Origin of the sequence: Mesorhizobium sp. M0954 (assembly GCF_040319155.1) — a bacterium.
Lineage (GTDB): Bacteria > Pseudomonadota > Alphaproteobacteria > Rhizobiales > Rhizobiaceae > Mesorhizobium.
Map to the genome: position 1 here is coordinate 1 of NZ_JAMYNR010000055.1, position 16,818 is coordinate 16,818.

15 protein-coding genes, 1 tRNA gene and 1 pseudogene are annotated in these 16,818 nt (G+C 60.5%); 7 read left to right on the forward strand and 10 right to left on the reverse strand.

Going from position 1 to position 16,818, the window contains the following annotated elements:
* Positions 1-957: DUF4350 domain-containing protein (locus tag NKH93_RS33360; RefSeq protein WP_352976057.1), on the reverse strand; the 957-nt coding region annotated here is incomplete at its 3' end.
* Positions 954-1,586, reverse strand: a complete 633-nt coding sequence (locus tag NKH93_RS33365; protein ID WP_352823411.1) for a DUF4129 domain-containing protein — start codon at positions 1,584-1,586, stop codon at positions 954-956. The genes NKH93_RS33360 and NKH93_RS33365, both read right to left, overlap by 4 nt.
* A 146-nt stretch (positions 1,587-1,732) precedes the next feature.
* Between NKH93_RS33365 and NKH93_RS33370 the strand changes: the two genes are divergently transcribed.
* Both NKH93_RS33370 and NKH93_RS33375 read left to right on the forward strand, forming a co-directional pair.
* Positions 1,733-2,608: a DUF7847 domain-containing protein gene (locus NKH93_RS33370; protein ID WP_352823414.1), complete on the forward strand. Its 876-nt coding sequence runs from the start codon at positions 1,733-1,735 to the stop codon at positions 2,606-2,608.
* A gap of 60 nt (positions 2,609-2,668) precedes the next feature.
* Positions 2,669-3,433 carry a hypothetical protein gene (locus tag NKH93_RS33375; protein WP_352976066.1) on the forward strand — a complete coding sequence of 255 codons (765 nt, stop codon included), beginning with the start codon at positions 2,669-2,671 and terminating at the stop codon, positions 3,431-3,433.
* A 61-nt stretch (positions 3,434-3,494) separates the two neighbouring features.
* Here NKH93_RS33375 and NKH93_RS33380 read toward each other — a convergent pair whose 3' ends face one another.
* The 4 genes from NKH93_RS33380 to NKH93_RS33395 form a co-directional block, all read right to left on the reverse strand.
* Positions 3,495-4,271: an N-formylglutamate amidohydrolase gene (locus tag NKH93_RS33380; RefSeq protein ID WP_352976071.1), complete on the reverse strand. Its 777-nt coding sequence runs from the start codon at positions 4,269-4,271 to the stop codon at positions 3,495-3,497.
* Positions 4,271-5,584 (reverse strand): type I glutamate--ammonia ligase, encoded by a 1,314-nt coding sequence (locus NKH93_RS33385; RefSeq protein ID WP_352681691.1) that lies wholly within the window; start codon positions 5,582-5,584, stop codon positions 4,271-4,273. Before NKH93_RS33385 ends, NKH93_RS33380 begins: the two co-directional genes overlap by 1 nt.
* Positions 5,581-6,228 (reverse strand): cysteine hydrolase family protein, encoded by a 648-nt coding sequence (locus NKH93_RS33390; protein ID WP_352823422.1) that lies wholly within the window; start codon positions 6,226-6,228, stop codon positions 5,581-5,583. The genes NKH93_RS33385 and NKH93_RS33390 overlap by 4 nt, the downstream gene beginning before the upstream one ends.
* A gap of 371 nt (positions 6,229-6,599) precedes the next feature.
* Positions 6,600-6,911 carry a hypothetical protein gene (locus tag NKH93_RS33395; RefSeq protein WP_352823424.1) on the reverse strand — a complete coding sequence of 104 codons (312 nt, stop codon included), beginning with the start codon at positions 6,909-6,911 and terminating at the stop codon, positions 6,600-6,602.
* 704 nt (positions 6,912-7,615) lie between these two features.
* Between NKH93_RS33395 and NKH93_RS33400 the strand changes: the two genes are divergently transcribed.
* The 3 genes from NKH93_RS33400 (at position 7,616) to NKH93_RS33410 (ending at position 11,318) form a co-directional block, all read left to right on the forward strand.
* On the forward strand, positions 7,616-8,047 hold the full coding sequence (locus NKH93_RS33400; RefSeq protein WP_023674442.1) for a YybH family protein: 432 nt from the start codon (positions 7,616-7,618) through the stop codon (positions 8,045-8,047).
* Between the two features lie 444 nt (positions 8,048-8,491).
* A complete protein-coding gene (locus NKH93_RS33405; RefSeq protein WP_352823426.1) occupies positions 8,492-10,129 on the forward strand; it encodes a hypothetical protein in 1,638 nt (545 codons plus the stop codon).
* Positions 10,113-11,318 carry a PAN domain-containing protein gene (locus tag NKH93_RS33410; protein WP_352823428.1) on the forward strand — a complete coding sequence of 402 codons (1,206 nt, stop codon included), beginning with the start codon at positions 10,113-10,115 and terminating at the stop codon, positions 11,316-11,318. Before NKH93_RS33405 ends, NKH93_RS33410 begins: the two co-directional genes overlap by 17 nt.
* A 367-nt stretch (positions 11,319-11,685) precedes the next feature.
* Here the strand turns inward: NKH93_RS33410 and NKH93_RS33415 are convergent.
* Positions 11,686-11,759 (reverse strand) — tRNA-Gln (locus NKH93_RS33415).
* A 333-nt stretch (positions 11,760-12,092) separates the two neighbouring features.
* Positions 12,093-13,025: a lysylphosphatidylglycerol synthase domain-containing protein gene (locus tag NKH93_RS33420; RefSeq protein WP_352823430.1), complete on the reverse strand. Its 933-nt coding sequence runs from the start codon at positions 13,023-13,025 to the stop codon at positions 12,093-12,095.
* 323 nt (positions 13,026-13,348) lie between these two features.
* Here NKH93_RS33420 and NKH93_RS33425 point away from each other — a divergent pair, with 323 nt between their 5' ends.
* Together NKH93_RS33425 and NKH93_RS33430 are read left to right on the forward strand one after the other, a co-directional pair.
* On the forward strand, positions 13,349-14,770 hold the full coding sequence (locus NKH93_RS33425) for a Ppx/GppA phosphatase family protein (RefSeq protein ID WP_352823433.1): 1,422 nt from the start codon (positions 13,349-13,351) through the stop codon (positions 14,768-14,770).
* The gene (locus tag NKH93_RS33430; RefSeq protein WP_352823435.1) at positions 14,767-15,477 is read left to right on the forward strand and encodes an RlmE family RNA methyltransferase; all 711 of its coding nucleotides are present in this window, start codon (positions 14,767-14,769) and stop codon (positions 15,475-15,477) included. The genes NKH93_RS33425 and NKH93_RS33430 overlap by 4 nt, the downstream gene beginning before the upstream one ends.
* Before the next feature lie 68 nt (positions 15,478-15,545).
* On the opposite strand, the gene NKH93_RS33435 is transcribed toward NKH93_RS33430, so the two are convergent.
* Entirely contained in the window at positions 15,546-16,400 is an 855-nt protein-coding gene (locus tag NKH93_RS33435; protein WP_352976090.1) for an ISAs1 family transposase, read from the reverse strand.
* 74 nt (positions 16,401-16,474) lie between these two features.
* Positions 16,475-16,756, reverse strand: a pseudogene (locus tag NKH93_RS33440) (transposase family protein); the annotation flags it as partial.
* Between the last annotated feature and the right edge of the window lie 62 nt (positions 16,757-16,818).

Genomic DNA, 16,818 nt, shown 5'->3' on the forward strand with positions numbered 1-16,818 from the left:
CCCCCGGCCGCCCGGCCCATTCCGCTTCGCCGTCTTCACCCCCCCCCCCCGCTGCCGCTTGGGTTCCGGGCGGTGGTCGATACGCGGCGGGCCGAACCGGCCAAGGCCATGCAGGAACGCCAGCGCCGCAGCGATCAGGATCGTCAGTGTCAGCGCCAGGAACGGCGGCTCGACCAGAAGCTTGGCGAGGTCATATTTCCGCCCCGCGCCGTGCAGTGTCAGATCGAACATGACCAGACCCTTGCCAGGCCGCAGCCATTGGATTAGGTCGCGCGCCGCGGCCGCCTTGTCGGCATCTCCAAGCGCGGAATTGTTGATTAGGTCGGGGTCGGTCAGGATGAAAAAGGGTTTGTCTTGGAATTCGATGAGGACGGCCTTGCCGCTGCCTGCCGCAATGATCGGGTGATCGTCGGCAACCCATTGCATGTCTTGCGGCGCGGCGACGAGATGGCCCCGGATCTCGAGTTGCTCGACGGTGCTCCTGCCGACACCGAGCTTAGCCTTGGCGATCCGGCCGAGCCAATCGTTGACTACGGTGTCGGGCAAACGCTCGATTTTCATCTTCCATCCCTCATGCTGCTGGAGGGGCAAGGTCTGCCATTTGGGCAGCACGAAGAGAGTCTCGCGGTCATCGCGAAGCTCAAGAATGTGGTCGAGCGCCTCCGGATCGCTGTCGGGCGAGATGGTGACGATCAGCAGTATATCTCTGGCAAGGTCGTCTTCGGTCCGCGCCATCAAGGGCGCTTCGCCGGTGAGCCGCAGCCATTCCGCCAGGCCGGCGTAGCCGACGCCGCTTTTCGACAGCGGCGTGGCGCCGCCATTGCCGGGTTGCCGGAAATCGGGAGCATAGGTGGACAGCAGGAAGAAACCGGCCGCCGCAAGGAGGCTGGCGAAAATCCCCCAAAACAGTGTCTTTCGATTGAACGGCTCCTGTGCCTCGACCGCCGGTGCGCTCACGTCCAGGCATCCCGGAAGGCGAAACGTTCATAGGCGCCGCGCGCCTGCCGCCAGCCTTCCGCGCCGACCGGCCGGCGCGCGAACAGCGCCGCCTCGACAATGCGGGCGATCTCGGTAAACGCATGGCGCGCCCTTCCCGGCAGGGAAGGGGCATTGGCGATGTCGCGCGCGGTGAGCGACGGGCGCAGGAAGTCCGGCAGCCGGCCGGCAATATCGGCGACGCTGCGCCGAAGCAAAAGGTGAACCGCCTCGTCGTAGTCGCCGCGTGCGGCCAGCGCATCCGCTTGCGACAACAGGATCTGCGCGGCGCCGGCGTCGGGGCGCCAGGCTTCTTCGTCTTCGACTTCGGGTCGGGCGCGCTGCCACGGCAGCCGCCAGGCGATGCCTTTCACCTCGAGGAAGACCAAAAGCAGGATGATTGCGACGCCCGATATCACCGCCCCCCAGAACAGATAGATCATGTAGGGACCGAGCCACGACAAAAAATCCTGCAGCGGTTTCAGCCATTCGGGCGGCTTCGGCGGCACATAGGCCGGCAGGTCGAACTGGATCGACTCATCGGCGATCAGCTGCTTGTGCAGATTGGTCAGCCGTTCGGCTTCCGCTGTGCCTGGCTGTGCCAACGCCACCCTCTCCCCTGCAACCTGTGGTTCCCCAGCCGACACTGGCAATGCGGCAAGACAATTGCAAGTGGACTAGACGTCGACCTCCAATGTTGGCACATTTAATGCGGGGATCACCAGCCGATATGCGGTGATTAAGCGGGGGACGCATCATGGTTTCAATGACATTGGAACGGTCGGACAAGTTTCGCATCGGCAGGGTTTTCAGCAACAGTTTTGCGGTTATCGGCCGCAATCCGGGTCTGTTGGTCGGACTAGCGGCTCTTTTTTCCGCCCTTCCGGCACTGGTGCTTAACCTTTGGAATTACAGCAATTTTGCCAACATCAATATTGCTAGTCCCGAAACTCTGGCTGTTGCCGATCCCTCGGCGATTCTACGCAACTCGTTAATATCGGTGGCTTTTGGCTTGATATATCTTGTGCTGGCTTTGTTGTTTCAATCATCACTGGTGAGGGCGACGATAGAAGACTTGAACGGCAAGCGCCCGGCAATCGGTGACTGCATCCAAATAGCTTTACGCTGCATATTCCCGACGCTTGGGATCGGGCTGGTGGTCTTTTTCGTCATGGTCCTCGGGGTTGTTGCGATTGCCGTCGCAGGGCTGATTATCCCGATCTTCGGGACGATCATCGCGTTCGTGATGCTGCTTGTTCCCGGCATCATGTGGTTGCTTGGTATATCGGTTTCCGTACCCGTGCTGATCCAGGAGCGCCTTGGCGTGTTTGGCTCGATGTCGCGGAGCCGCGCCCTGACGAAGGGCAGCCGCTGGTCACTATTCGGCCTTTTGCTGATTCTGTTCTTGGTGGCGATTGCCTTCCAAATGGCATTCGCTTTGGTGTTTGGATTGGCTTTCGCCCTTACCGGCAGCCTCTCGACCGTTGGCCTGATTGTGGGCGCGATTGGAAGCGCCGTTGTGTCAACGGTCGTGTCGACGGTAATATCGGTTGCCATCGCCGTTAGCTATGTCGAGCTGAGACAAATCAAGGAAGGCACCAGCGTCGAAGACTTGGCGGAAATCTTCTCGTAGCGACAAGGGATTTGCTGCCTTCATCGCGTCAGGATCGGTCTGGACTGGATAGGTAATATCGTGGCGTCAATAACGCTGGAACAGCCCGACAAATTTCGCATCGGCAGGGTTTTCAACGACAGCTTTGCCGTCATCGGACGCAATCCCGTTCTTTGCCTAGGGCTTGCCTTGATTTTCTCCGCCCTGCCGAGATTCGTATTTGCGCTCTGGTTCAGGAATACCGTTACGAATGTCGAGCATGGCGGCCCGGAATTCTCGGTTCAACGGATCGCGCTCACGGTGGTTGGCGCGATCGGCTATATTGTCCTCATGTCCTTGCTGGAGGTGGCTTTGACGCGCGCTGCCATCGAGGATTTGAGCGGCAAGCGGCCGTCGATGCGTGATTGCATCGGGACGGCCGTGGCACTCATGCTGCCGGCAATCGGCATTTCGCTGATTGTCAACATTGGCTTCACAGTCGGCCTCGTGCTGCTCGTCGTTCCGGGATTTTTGTTGTTGGTTCTCTGGGTTGTAGCGATACCGGTTCTGATTCAGGAAAAACTGGGGGTATTCGCGAGTTTGGGCCGCAGCCGCGATCTTTCCAAGGGCAGCCGTTGGTCTCTGCTCAGTCTCTGGTTCCCCCTGTTCGTAGCTTTGGTCGCAACAAATTTCACGTTGGGCCGCGTCCTATCCCACTTAGGCATTCCGCTCGTGTTCTTCCTGGACGCTCTGGCGCGCGCGGTCGAGCAAGTCGTGTTTTCCGTTGCCATCGCCGTCAGCTATGTCGAGCTGCGCCAGGTCAAGGAAGGCACGAGCGTCGAAGACTTGGCGGAAATCTTCTCCTGAGGACGGGTGGAGGCTTTTCACCGGGTGCCATCTCGTGTTGCGCTCGAGCAGCCGAGCTTGTTCATAAAGCCTTTGTCTGCGCCGGTAACGCTGTGGCCAGCCGCTTCGCCCATCCCTCGATGCCGGAGCGGCCGGCCAGCAGGTCCTGCCTGATCTCGATGAGGACCGCGGGAATGCCGCGATCGTCGCCATGGACCGGTATGGCGTAGTCGCCGTCACGGCTGATCACGTAGGGCTCGTTTGCCGCGGCGTTGAGCGCACTGTCTGCGCGCAGGCCGGCAAGCACTGCCTGGCCGAAATCGACTGCTCGGTCGTAAAGCACGCCGGCGTGCCAGGGCCGCGCAATGCCGAGGAAGACCGGCGTGAAGGAGTGGATCGTTGCGATCCGCGTCGGTCTGCCCTGCTTCGACCGGTCGTCGAGATGGGCGGCCACGCGGTCATAAAACGGCGCGAACATGATTTCGGCACGCCGGCTTCGCTCCTCCGGATCGAGGCCGACATTGCCGGGGATGCCGGTGTCCTCCGATAGCACCGGAATGCTGCCGCTGGAACCAAGCGGCCGATTGAGATCGATCAAAAGCCGCGAATAGGAGCTGAGGAAAGCCGGAGCATCGAGCAGCTTCGACAGAGTGCGGGTCACATCGGCGGCGCCGATGTCCCAGGCGATATGGCGCTGCAAATGGCTGCTGTCGAGACCGAGCCGCGCATACTCGGCCGGGATGTGATTGGACGCATGCTCGCATATCAGAACGATATCGGAACGCCCCGTTTCGTTGATTGCTTCGACCGCTGGAAGCCAACCTTCCGGTAGGATGGCGTTAGCAAGCGGCTCAGCCATCAATACAGCGTCCGGTAGAGATCGCAGACCGCCACTGGGTCGAGACCGGCGAGGCGCTCGGTCTCATGCCGCTTGAGGCCGACAAAGGTCTCGACGAACACCGGCGCGAACCATCCGGTGACGGTCTTGTCGGCGACGAGCGCGTCGAGTGCCGCCGGCAACGTTTCCGGCAGCCGCACGAGGCCAAGCTTCTTGCGCTCGGCAACGCTCATCAGCGTCGGGTCGCCCGAGACAAGCGGCGGCGCCGGCAGCTTGGCCTTCAGCCCTTCCAGCCCGGCGCGCACGATCGCCACCAGCGACAAATAGGGATTGCCGGTGGCGTCGGCTGCCCGGTATTCGATATTGTACTGCCGCGCCGGATCGCGCCCGCCGATCGTCACCGTCGGGCAGATGCGCAGGCTCGCCTCGCGGTCGCGATCGGCAAGCCAGGTGTAGGACGAACTCCAGCTATGCGGCTTCAGCCGGTAGTAGGACGACACACTCGCCGCCGTCATGGCGGTGATCGCGGGCAGGTGGCGCAGCACGCCGGCACAGAACGAAGCGGCACGGCTGGAAAGGCCGCCAGGCTGGGCCGGGTCGCAGGTCGCCGGCTTGCCGGCCTCGTCGACGAAACTGAAATGGATGTGGACGCCGTTGCCGACGGCATCCGGCGCGATCTTGGGTGCGAAGCTGGCCCGCCAGCCGGCACATCGCGCGACTTCGCGCGTGATCTCGCGGATGGCGACGGCGCGATCGGCCGCGGCAAGCGCATCGGCCGGCTCGCACGTCACCTCGAACTGGTCGGTGCCGAATTCGGCGATCACCACTTCGGGCGCGACGCCGGCTTCCGCCAGCGCCGCCATCAGATTGGCGGCAAACGGGTCGGCGCGGCGCAGTGCTGCCAACGACATCGAATGAGCCGGCCCAAAGTCGCCCTCGATATGGAATTCATGCTCGAAGGCGGCGATGACGGAAAGCCCGGCCGCTGCCTTCAACTCCGCCAGCGCATCCTTGAGCATGGTCCGCGTACAGCCGACCCACGGGCTGCCGTCGAGTTCGACGATGTTGGCGGCGACCATGTCGAAAGGCGTCGCCGATCCGGTCAGCGCCGTGCGAAACCGCGCGTTGAGATCGGGAATGAGCCGCACATCGCCGGACGAACCCCAGGGATTGGGATCGACGATCGAGTTGAACGGCGTCAGCGACAGATTGGCCTGCAGCCAGCCGACGCCGGTCGCGGCGATCTTCTGCAGCTTGCTTTCGACGACCGAGCGGCCGCGCGTGATCGCCGACAGATCGGTGGTGACGACGGCAACCAGCGGTTCGACGGTCATGCAGCTTTTCCCAAGGCTTCGAAACGGCCCGTAACGGTGGCGGTATCAGTGACCCAGCAATAGCCACCGAAGGCTTTTAGCGCGCCATCATGGCGCTCCTGCGAGGCGGCGGCGCAGGCATCCGATACGCAGGTGACGAGGTAGCCGCGATCGGCGGCATCGCGCACCGCCATGTCGACGCACTGGTCGGTCATGATGCCGGCGACGATCAGATAACGCACGCCGAGGTTCTTCAGGACATAGTCGATGTTGGTCGAGTTGAAGACGCCCGACGACGTCTTCGGCAGCATGATCTCGTCGCCGACCGGCGCCAGCGACGGCACCGGCAGACCTTCCGGTCGGCTCGGCGCGACATGGATCGGCGTCAGCTTGTGGTCGAGCGAGCGGTCCCGGCCGTCTTCGGTCAGGCTCTGGATGATGGTATGGATCACCTCGACGCCGTTGGCCCGCGCCGCCGCCAGAAGGCGCTCCTGGTTGGGGATCGTTTGCGACGCCGTCTGCCGGTAGAAATAGTGATCGGGACCGCGCTCCGGATGCGCCGGATCAGCACCCGGCTCCAGCCAGACCCGTTGCATGTCGACCAGCAGCAGCGCGGTTTCGCCAGCCCGGAACGGCTCGTTTCGTTTCGGCAGTGATGGCGTCATGCTTGGGGGTCCTGTGTTGCTGACTACAATCCGGCTGATTTAGCTGATTTTGGTCCACGCGTCCTGCGTGACCGCGCAGCTAAGCGAGCACTGTTGGATACTGCCAAGATGTTGGTTTGCAATGAACGATAACAACGGAAAGACGAATATCTCTGGCGCGCGAAGGGAAGTGATATGAAGCAGCCCTTATTGCGCACTAGGCGAGCCGTTATGCGCATGTGGATGCGGCAGGCCAGCGAACATGGTCGACCATCGCATTGCGCCGAAAGGTGACATGACTTTGTTTTGGGACCGCACCAATTGCCAGCCTTACAATCGCGGCTGCAATAGCAGGAAGAACATCAGGAGCGAGGGTGGGTTTAGGTGCACCGCTATCCGACGTCAAACTCGCGTATATATTTAGACGCTTGCTGAAGTAAGGCATAAAATATAATAGTTATGAACTCGCTCTGCAGAAGATTATTATCAACCAACAGCCTGCATGATACTGCGATATCGAACAGGGATACGCCAAGCACTGCAAGCAGGAATACGGCTACGCCAGAGGCCGCATGAGTTCCAAGGCCGCCCAAGCCAAAGTCACCTGACGTTCCGAGAACAACTGCAGAGATACCAAGAAATACGAATAACAATACAAATAGGGCTATTGGCGAAGTTATAACAACAATAAAATTCTCAATCACCTTCTTATCAGTCCTCTATCGACAATGAACATGATTGACGAACAGAGAAGGCCGAAGACAAATAGCGATGCTAGATCAAGATCACCTTTGTATTCGAAGATTCTGCCGTGGACGAAACCATGCAAGAAGGCCGCGATTATCGGCCCAATAACGAGGCCTGGAAACAAGTAGCCGGTTATTTTCATTTTGTTTCGCTCCCGATATTCACCCATAATCGTAGCACTTCAGGGTAAATAGATCGCTAATCGTGGCTGTCTAGGCATCACCCCACCGGGTCGGCAACTTTTAGCGACCCCTTCCTGACCACGCGTGCCTAGCAATTCGGATTACCGTGACAGTGCACTAATTTCTTTTCGCCGCCTGCCTCGTTTTCCGGGTTTCACGGCTTTGCCGATTTGCCCGGCGATGCTCTCGGCCCACGGGTGCCTCGAAAACCGCGACATCCGGGACGCGGCAATACTCGATGAGCAGTTCTTGTGGAAGACTTTAGGACGTGAAAACACCTTAGCTCGCCCGCACGGTGCTGGGGAGCGGCAGACCGGGAACGCCGGCAAGGTGCCCATGCCACCGGGGGCGACGGTAAAAAGTGCACTCACCGTAATTCTGATCTATACTCCGGACACCGGACCGAACGCCTACGGCGAAGCGAAGGGCGGATGAAGTGCTTGATAGAGTTCTCTTTTTAGTCATGGGGCGATATTAAGATGTTAGCCTCCGACCTGACGAAATTTATCGAGCAGGATCATCTGGCTCTGGATGCCTTCGTAAAGGGCGATCCTGAGCCCCTGAAAAACCTCTACTCGCGACAGGACGACGTCATTATTGCCAATCCCTTTGGCCCGCCGGCGAAGGGATGGAGAAAGGCCGCTGAGACCATGGAACGGGCCGCCACCAATTACCGGCACGGCAAGGCCATCGGCTTTGAGCGCATCTCGGAGTATGCGACAGCCGACTTGGGATACATCATCGAGGTCGAGCGGTTCCAATCCAAGGTCGGTGGTGGCAACAAACTGGTGCCGATTGCGCTTCGAGTCACCACCATATTCCGGCGCGAGGAAGGCGCGTGGAGGATCGTCCTTCGTCATGCCGATCCGATAACCTCGGCACGCCCGCCGACGTCCATTGTCGGGGAGTAGAAGGGTTGCCGGAGAGGTTTTAGGAATTACGGTGATACCCATTAGGCCGGCCTCCCGTCAAGCGGCGCGCGGAACTTTTTGGCGGCGCCAGCCGCCAATTTGAATCCTTCTTTCCTTCCCTTAGCGGCAGGTTTTGAACCGCACCCGTTTCTTTACGCTTGGCTGCAATGAACGATCGCGCCAGACACCCATAAGGATCAAGCATTGGTCAGGCCTTGCGGCTTTCCCTTGTCCTGGCGGCTCAGCCGCCCCAGAAGAACGTTGATTCCGCGCCGTGTCCAAAGGGTCTTTCAGTTTCCATGGCTGTCGGGTTCTCGAGCCAATCTCCGCCTGGCTGCACCATTTTTCTTTTCGCTGGCGACTGTGGCCTCGAAGACGCTGCAACTATTGCGGGTGCCTTAACTGCGACTGCCCAAAGTTGTAAACATAGTCATTTTTCAGTGTATGCTGAAGGCGATCAAGGCCGAGCGTTGCCTGATCACGGGGGCGAGTGCAATGCAGACAGTGATGAGCCAAAAATTGGCGAGCTACGGCCAATGGACCTACCGGGGCGCGTGGGCACTTGAGATCGCAGCCGCAACGATTGGCCTTACGACAGGCGTAGCTTTAGGCGTCCAAGCGTTTTCTGCGAGTGAATCGGTAACTGCAATGGATTTGACGCTCGCCAGTGCGCCCTTTCTCATGGTCGCAATTGCTGAGCTAACGAAAATACCGATAGCCACCCTGCTTTTTAGCGCATCGTGGTTATGGAAGCCCGTAATCCTGGCGTTTCTACTCGTATTGGCAGGCATAACTTTCGAAACTGTATTCATGGGAATGGAGCGAGCGGGTGCGCTGCGCCAACTGCGCTATGAAGAATTGGTAAACAAAATCGACGCATTGGACCAGGAAGCCAAAAAGCTGGCTTCGGCTGACGAGCTTGGCCGAAAATCCGATCAGGTCGAGCAGGCGCGTTCCGAAATTGAGCAGCTTACACATCTTGCGGAAAAATCTCGCGCGACCTTTCAGTCGCAGATAGCCGAGGTCAACGCTGAGTTAGAGGGAACGACAGCCATCACCCCCGAGGCCTCCCGCGTTCGGGATCAGGTGGACGAAAAAAGCGCGGTTCGACAGGCCCTGTTTCAGCAGCGAGATAGCGAAATAAGGGACGCAGTCGATCAGTTTGAGCGCCAGCGCGACAGCTTTGTCGAACGCATCAAGATGGCGCGCGATTCAGCCGACAGTGACTCGGCTCGAAAGCTAGAGTCGGAAGTGGCCAAACTGGCTAATCCACGCGCAAAAATCGTTGCCAAGTTCGACGTACAGATAGAACCGCTAGATGAGGAGATCGCGGCCCTACGGGGAGCTTTCGATCGTTTGCGGGCAAGCAGCCCTCCTATGACTGCCGATCAGAGACAGAAACTCACCGACAGACGTTCATCTTTGGAGCAGACACGCGACAGCGATGCTGGGGCTTGGCAGCGCAGATTGGATGAAGCCGGCAAACGGCTCGCGGAAGCCCAATCCGCCGAGGCCAACAAGGCAAATACGTCGGCGGAAAATCAGGTAAGACAAGACCAGATTGCCAAAGAGCTTAGCGATTTGGAGAAAGAGCGGATTCCCATGGCGCGGACCGATCAGGTCCGGCGTATCGCTTCACGATGGTATGGGAGTAAACCGGAACTGGTAACCGAACGGCAAGCCGGAACAATCTCGGTAATCTGGTTTAGCTCACTTGCGATCATTGCCGCGCTCGCGGGACCAATCACAGCAATGGTGGCACTTGCTCTGCAGCGGATTGCCGCCCGAGAAGAGGATACGTCTGGGAGCAAGTTTTCCAGGCTGCTTCGTAGAATGCTTTTGAGTTGGCGTTGGCGCCGAGTTCGAACAATGGAGGTGCCGGTCGAGATTGCGGTCGAGAAAGAGGTCGAGAAACGGGTCGAGGTGCCGATCGAGAAGGTCATCAAAGAAATCCTTTACGTTCCGCTCTTCACCGACGATCCCGAAGTTCTTCGAAAAGCCCTGGATCAGGACTTGCCGGCTGAGGTGGCGGATCTCGTGACCGTATCCATGAAAGGTCGCAAAAGTGCTCGTCCGGCATAATACCTCACTGCTTGAGCAAGCCGTCGATCTCGTCATTCAGAGATCGGCAATTCCGACCTTGCAAGCTCAGGCGGCAGCTCAAGAGAAAACAGCTCGAGCGACTGCCTTTCGCCGGATGGCGACGGGCGGAGCCATTGCAGTAGCGGCTGTCGGGATTGGGCTGGGTATAAAACTCGGTCTCTGGGATAAGAGCTTGCCAGAGCCAATGGTTTTATCGACGATAGAGCAATCGAGCGTGCGCACTGTCCCGAATGTTGATCACCCGCCTATTCCCATCCCGACCCCAAAGCCTGCGCCGGACGAAACGCCACGGATTGACGTGCCTGCCAAGCCTGACGTGGTGACGGTCGATTTCAATAAATTCGCCACCAAAAGTGTGGAATTCCAAGGCATCAAGTGGGAGCTCATATCGGGTCATCACTTCAAGGATGAAAAGGACGAAACGTGGGACCGGGCATGGTGCTATTCTCGCCGAAGTGTCAACGGCGTTGACGTTAACGTAGCATTAGCGTCCCGATCTGCCCCGAACGCGCCTCCAGTCGGACCAGGCGCTGCCGTTCAGACCCTCCAACTGGTCGGTCTCAATGATTCATCCGCTGTTGATCTGGTAACAAAATGTGCGTGGCTGGACGGTCGCACATTTGCCTCATCGGACGTCATTCCAGACCAGTCTCGAGAGCAGGCAAACGCTGTACCAACACAAACTGCTGTGCCCGAAGTCGATCCGGACAGCGGATTTGTGGTCGTATCCGGGTGGGACGCGATCGGAAACGACCTGCCCGATATGCCGATTAGAAGCGTGAGCTCCGAACAGTGCCAAAGTGCCTGCGACAGAGACTTCAAATGTTTGGCGGTTACCTACAACACAAAATTCCAGGCTTGCTTTATGAAAGGTGATGCCTCGCTCTTGGTCAAAAGCGCTGAGTCCATCATGGCTGCCAAGAAGGTGGTGGAGGGAAACCTGCGCTATTCGAATTTGGTGTTCGCCACAAAAACAGAAATCTCCGGCAATGCATATTGGAACTCTCCACTCCGATATCCAGACTGCATACTGCAGTGCGCCAACGACAACTCCTGCTTAGGTTTTAATTTCCGCAAAAAAGAAAGTGCGTGCGTTCTGTTCAACAGAATAACTCAATCCGCGGACAACGCAGCAGTTGTATCTGGCATCAAGAGCGTGGCCAACTAAAGTTGCTTTAGAAGGTTCCCATTCGGACTTCCTCTACCCCTCGTGCCGATTTGGCGAATGACGTCTTGAAGAGAACATGATGGCTCAATCCTCGACCGCCTCTGCGCGGCATCGAGCGTGCCGCGCGCGGCCAGCATGCTGATCGCCGATTCGCGGACGTTGACGGCGGTCGGAATGGATTGCTCACGTCCTTACAATGGGACTGAAAAAGGGTTCGGAATAGTGGCGAGGTGGAGCTTTGATGTCGCGATGACAGGGCGCGGATGATGCCGTAAAAAGCCGTCGATCGCCCGAGCTTCCTATTCTGACCTTCTTCCGCGATATTTCTATTTTTTGGGAAATGCCGAAAAAAGCCAAAGAAATCAACTGGCTGGGGAACCTGGATTCGAACCAGGACTAACGGAGTCAGAGTCCGTGGGTCTACCGTTAACCTATTCCCCAGCAGGCGCGGCCGTTGAAAACCACACGGGCAGGGCGACGATGTCGCCGCGCGTGCCTTGTAGCCGCCGCCGGAAAATAGTCAACCCTGCCGTAGGCATTTCAATCGGCGCGGTTGCTTCAGATTTGCCCTGTCGTCACTCCTGCCGGCGTTTGCGCTGCCCTCACCCTCTCCCCGTGGAGGACGGGGAGAGGGGGGTCGCCAGCGTTGCGTCGGAGCCCCTTCTCCCCGTTCTTCACGGGGAGAAGGGTCCCGGCAGGGGGTTGAGGGGCGGCGCCTACATTGAGGATTGATCTTCTCACGGTCGTCATCAGGCCTGACGCGATTGCCAAGCTTCAACTCTCGCTGCGGGAGTATTGCGAGTGCTCGAAGAACAGCACCACGCCGAGCGCGATCAGCAGCGGGATGATCAGGTAGAACAGCCGGAACACCAGCAGCGCCGCCAGCACGCCGACCTGGTCCATATGCGACAAGCCAGCGAGGAACACCACCTCGAAGACCCCGAGCCCGCCCGGCGCATGCGAGATCTGCGCGATCGAGAACGACACCAGGAAAACGCCGAGCACGACAAAATAGCCGGGATTGCCGGTGGCGGGCAGGGCGAAGAAGATGATCGCCGCCGCCGCCAGCAGCTCGATCGGGCCGACCAGCAATTGCCGCGCCACGATCGGCAGCGCCGGGTAATGCAGCTGGAAGCTGCCGATCCTGAGCGGTCTCAGATGCAGCCAGCTGCCGAAGACATAGGCCGCCACCACGAGCAGCATGGCGAACCCTGCTGCTTGCGACAGCCGGTGATGCGGCGTGCCGGAAAACCGGTCGATCACCTCAGGCTCGAGCAGCAGCACGATGCCTGAGACGAACAGCGTCGACAGCACGAAGGTGATCCAGCAGATCGCCACCAGAATGCCGACATCCTGGCCGGTCAGGCCCCTGGTGCCGTAGGCGCGGTAGCGGATCACCGCACCGGAAAATACCGAGCCGCCGATATTGTGCGACAGCGCGTAGGTGGTGAACGAGCAGAAGGTGACGAACAGCCACGATACTTTCTTGCCGATGTGCAGCAACGCAATGTGGTCGTAGCCGGCGAGCGAGGCATAGGCGATGACCGAGCTCAGCGCCGCCAGCACCCAGCCGCGCGCCGGGATGGCGATTATGCCGGCCCAGACATCATCGAGCGAGATGCCGCGCAATTCGTGCAGCAGCAGCCACAGCGAGAACACCACCGCCGCGATGCCGATCACGGGCCAGAAATAACGCCTCCAGTTCATGGCCTGACGATCATGCGTTGCAGCCCGTACCCGTTTTCGCAGCAGGCAAACCGCCCGCGTTGCCGGATGATTTACCCTCCATTTCAGAAATGCCTCATTGAAGCCGGCTATTCAACCGGGAAGGCGCGTTGTGGCGCTCGCGCCTTCCCTTCTCCCAAGGGGACAAGGGCTCACCGACGTCGCCGCCTTCACGCCGCCGGCAAAATTCGCCGCGAGCGCTCTTGGTGATCCGGCCCGGCGCTGATAGTCTGGCGGCAACTTGAACATGTAAAAGCGCCTGCTGCGTCCGGTCTCCGGTTCGCGCGGCGCCGGAAGGAACGACAGTGGAAGACCACGAAGCCGGCGCTGGCGCGCCGGAAGTGGGCGTGTCCAGGGGTTCGCCGACGCCGTCCGGCCAGGCAAATCCATCCACCGGACGCTACGGCCGTCAGGTGCAACCCTGGTCCGGCAATGGACAGGCTGGCGACACGTCCCACGACCACAAGGGCCAGAACGGCTCGCATCAGAACGGCAAACCCAAGAAACGGCGCAAGCGGCGGCGCGGGCGCAAGGTTTTCGCACGCGACGAGACTCGTCCGCTGGCGGCCGGCGCTTCGGTGCCCGCCGCCGGCGGGGCCTCGGCCGCTCGCCCGTCCCAGCCAGCGGCTTCGATCGCGCCGCAGTCCTCGATCGCGCAATCGCCTTCGATCGCGCAATTGCCTCCATCCTCGCCAAGGCCGGGGCAAGGTGCCCGCACACCGCCGCCGCTACAGGAATTACCGGTGTTTGCCGCGCTCGACCTCGGCACCAACAATTGCCGCCTGCTGGTCGCGGTGCCGACGCGCCATGGCCAGTTCCGCGTCATCGATGCCTTCTCGCGCATCGTCAGGCTGGGCGAGGGCCTTACCGCCAATGGCCGGCTCGGCGACGCCGCAATGGACCGCGCGGTCGAGGCGCTGAAGATCTGCGGTGACAAATTGCGCAACCGCAAGGTCAGGAAAGCCAGGCTGATCGCCACCGAGGCCTGCCGAACCGCCGCCAATGGCGTCGAGTTCCTCGAGCGCGTCGAGCGCGAGGCCGGCCTGAAGCTGGAGATCATCGACCGCCAGACCGAGGCGCGGCTGGCGGTGTCGGGCTGCGGCTCGCTGGTCGAGCGCGACACGCAAGGCGTCGTGCTGTTCGACATCGGCGGCGGCTCGTCCGAAATCGCGCTGATCGACCTCACCGGTCAGCGCTCGCCAAGGCTTGCCAACCATATCGTCTCGTGGACGTCGCTGCCGGTCGGCGTCGTCTCGCTGGCCGAGCGTTTTGGCGGCCGCACGGTGACACGCGAGATCTTTGGCGCCATGGTCGAGGATGTCGCAATGCGGCTGCGCGCCTTCGACGGGCGCGACCGGCTGAGCCACCTCCTGGCCAGCCCGAAATTCCATTTGCTCGGCACATCGGGCACGGTGACGACGCTGGCCGGCGTCCATCTCGATCTCGAACGCTATGACCGCCGCCGCGTCGACGGGCTGTGGATGGATCGCGACAGCGTCGACCGCATGGTCGAAAAACTGGTCGGCTGGGATTTCCAGCAACGCGTCGCCAACCCTTGCATCGGCGCCGACCGCGCCGACCTGGTTCTGGCCGGCTGCGCCATACTGGAGGCGATCCGTGCCGTCTGGCCGTCGGAGCGGCTGCGTGTCGCCGACCGTGGCCTGCGCGAGGGCATATTGAGCGAGTTGATGGCCGATGACGGCGTCTGGCGGCGAGGCCGGCAATGACCAAGAAACCGGAAAGACCGAGCTCCGCCGGCATTCGCGTGCTGAAGACGAAGATCAAGAAGAAAAGCGGCCTGAAGGAATCGTCGCGCCGCTGGCTGCAGCGCCACATCAACGATCCCTATGTCCAGCGCTCGAAGGCCGACGGCTATCGTTCGCGCGCCGCCTACAAGCTGATCGAGATCGACGACAAGCACCATCTGCTCAAGCCAGGCATGAAGGTGATAGACCTTGGCGCGGCACCCGGCGGCTGGTGCCAGGTCGCCGCCGCGCGCACGAAGTCTACCGCGGAACGCCCGAACGTCGTCGGCATCGATTACCTCGAGATGGACGCCGTGCCGGGCGCGCCGGTGCTGCTGATGGATTTCCTCGATCCGCAGGCACCCGAAAAGCTGGCCGAGACGCTGGGCGGCCAGCCCGACATCGTGCTCTCCGACATGGCCGCACCGACCACCGGCCACAAACGGACCGACCACATCCGCACCATGCATCTTTGCGAGGTGGCGGCCGATTTCGCGCTGTCGGTATTGAAGCCTGGCGGACATTTCCTCGCCAAGACGTTTCAGGGCGGCGCCGAGAACGAATTGCTGGCGAGACTCAAGCGGAATTTCCGCTCGGTCCATCACGTCAAGCCGCCGGCCTCACGCGACGAATCGGTGGAGCTGTATTTGCTGGCGAAGGATTTCAAGGGCGGAAACGGCACAGCGTAAAAATCGCTCTGTAGCGATCCTTCGCACGCCCCTCTGTCCTGCCGGACATCTCCCCCTCAAGGGCAGGGCTATCGCATATGAGTGATGGCATTGATGAGATAGTCGTCGTTCCAGGCGCATTTCTTGATGCGATGGCTGATGGGAACTTTGGCAGCATCGGCGGCCTGAAGGATGTTTCTGGCGAGGCGATTGAGAAGGGCCGTGTTGGCGGGGGCATTGTCCTTGCGGGCACGGCTGAGATCCTCATCGAGATGGACATCGAGCATCCAATGCAGGCCGTTCTCGATCTGCCAATGAGCTCTAGTGAGGTCGAGCGCCCGCTGCGGCGACATGAGCGTGGAGGCCATGAACAGGCGCATCAACGGCTTGGCCTGATCGCGTCGGCTGGTGATGCGGATGAAGGCCAAGTGGCCGGGCATCAGCGGCTCGGCCGCCGCCACGATCTCGGCCTGCCGCCACTCGTTGCGGCCGTGGCTGGTCTCGGTCCGCTCGGCAATGGAAGGGGTGGCGTCGGCCAGTTGCAGGTTGGCACGGCGCAGCCAATGACGACGGTTGCCCTTCAGTGCAAGCAGGTAATCGCCACCTCTTTGGGTAATGGCCGCAGCCATGCGGGTGTGGCAGTGGAGCGCGTCGGCGGTGACCAATCTGCCCGTAAGATCAATGAGTTCGACGACTTTGAGCGCGGCCTCGACTTCGTTCTCACCATCGCTCGGCGAGACTGCCGCCAGGCACAGCCGGGTCTCGGCGGCGAAGGCCGACACCGTCAACGGCGGACTGGCTGCCAAGCCCTTCTCGTAGGCTCGCCGCAAAGCCTTGCCGTCAAGCGACACCACCTCGGGCGTCTCTCGGCTGGCTCGGGCGAAAGCTGCGGCAAAGGCAGCAAAGGCGCGACCAAAGGCCTCCGGGTCGAGCAGACGCAGCAGCCGCGAGAAGGTGTCTGGCTGGGAGCTGCGTCATAGTCGATCAGCCGCGACAGCGCCTGCTTGCGCTCCTGCGCGAACAGGGCAAATTCCGTCGCATTGCTGGCGCCGCACAGGCTTGCTGCGATCATCATCACGATCAGGTCGCCAAGCCGGTGCGTGGCGTTGGGCGCGCGTGGATCAGGCACCGCGCCAAAGTAGCTCTCAAGGCAGGAAATGGCAGTCGCTCCTTCGCTCAACTGCCTCTCCAAAGAATCCTTTCTCAGCCTAAACTCAACCCCAAAATCGCCATATGCGATTCCCCTGCCCTCAAGGGGGTGTTTGGACCGGAGACATCGCGAACAGGTGTGCGAGGACATCGCGAACAGTGCTCCATGCTATCTCTCGACGAGGTTGAGGTCGATGGTTTGGATTTTCTGAT

Coding starts and splice junctions, on each gene's coding strand:
- NKH93_RS33370 (WP_352823414.1), top strand. CDS start 1,733: ATGGTTTCAATGACATTGGAACGGTCGGACAAGTTTCGCATCGGCAGG.
- NKH93_RS33380 (WP_352976071.1), bottom strand. CDS start 4,271: ATGGCTGAGCCGCTTGCTAACGCCATCCTACCGGAAGGTTGGCTTCCA.
- NKH93_RS33385 (WP_352681691.1), bottom strand. CDS start 5,584: ATGACCGTCGAACCGCTGGTTGCCGTCGTCACCACCGATCTGTCGGCG.
- NKH93_RS33390 (WP_352823422.1), bottom strand. CDS start 6,228: ATGACGCCATCACTGCCGAAACGAAACGAGCCGTTCCGGGCTGGCGAA.
- NKH93_RS33400 (WP_023674442.1), top strand. CDS start 7,616: ATGTTAGCCTCCGACCTGACGAAATTTATCGAGCAGGATCATCTGGCT.
- NKH93_RS33405 (WP_352823426.1), top strand. CDS start 8,492: ATGCTGAAGGCGATCAAGGCCGAGCGTTGCCTGATCACGGGGGCGAGT.
- NKH93_RS33420 (WP_352823430.1), bottom strand. CDS start 13,025: ATGAACTGGAGGCGTTATTTCTGGCCCGTGATCGGCATCGCGGCGGTG.
- NKH93_RS33430 (WP_352823435.1), top strand. CDS start 14,767: ATGACCAAGAAACCGGAAAGACCGAGCTCCGCCGGCATTCGCGTGCTG.